The 1,012-nt window shown below is 30.7% G+C and carries 1 protein-coding gene; it reads right to left on the minus strand.

Translation table 11 applies throughout. The features are described 5' to 3' along the window. Window positions 1-140 precede the first annotated feature (140 nt). Window positions 141-1,012: tetratricopeptide repeat protein (locus ACSVH9_RS16265; RefSeq protein ID WP_438064622.1), on the minus strand; the 872-nt coding region annotated here is incomplete at its 5' end.

Below are 1,012 nucleotides of genomic sequence, written 5' to 3' on the forward strand. Positions count from 1 at the left end.
GCCAACGTTCCCGCGCTACACGCAGGCTGGGATTAAAGATGCGTATTCTTTCGGTTAAAAACAAATGCATCAAACACAAACTATTTTCAAATTAAACCAATTGCCCAGCTTGCTTGTAGCGTGTGTTATCAGCCGTTTTTTTATTTATTTAATGCGATTTTTAATTTTTCAACGTATGGACCAAAACGCTTGTCTTTATCAATTTCTGTTTTTGTTATCCATTCGTTGAATTTCACAATATTTTTTTGGCGAAAATATTCACCTAAAATATTATAAGCATTTTCAGTATTATAAGTTTTATCCTCAACATCTTTCAAAACTTTTTCATAAGTATCAATAGCCTCTTTAAGCTGATTGTTATGTATTTGTGAATATAAAAGTTCTTTATATATGTAAGCGTCTTTTGGTTCGTGCTTGATTGCCTCATTCAATACAATAATAGCTTTTTCAGATTGATTTAAGCAGTTATAAGAATATCCTAACTCAACACGTAGTCCTTTATAATCGGGATTGATTTTATTTGCTTTTTCTAAGAACTCCAAAGCCTTTGCACATTCTCCCCAACCATTATACATAAAACCCCATTTGTATAATCGTTCGATTGAGTTTTCATTTTCTTTATAATATTTTAGCCATCCTGGAAACTTTGAAATGCCTAATTCAGAAAAATGTGATTCAGGAATTATAGCAACTAATCTATTATTTGGTTGTAATCTAACTTTCATTGAACCATCTAATTCTTTCTTTTTGATAATGAACTTTCCATTATTATCAGTCTTAAATGTTCCAGCGTAATCTAGAGTTAATCCAGCCTGTGAATCTATGTATATAAAACCAAAATTATGAGAACCAATAGAGTCAGCTTCAAAGGCAACCCATTTATCTTCACTTTGAACAAATTTTGTGTTAAAAATCAATTTGTCTTGCGAAAAACAATTTAATGTTGAGAGGAAAAAAATAGTTAAAAGTATGTTCTTCATATTAAGCGGTGTTTTATAATGGCTGGTAACGT

This window comes from Flavobacterium sp. RSSB_23 (genome assembly GCF_051547145.1).
GTDB lineage: Bacteria > Bacteroidota > Bacteroidia > Flavobacteriales > Flavobacteriaceae > Flavobacterium.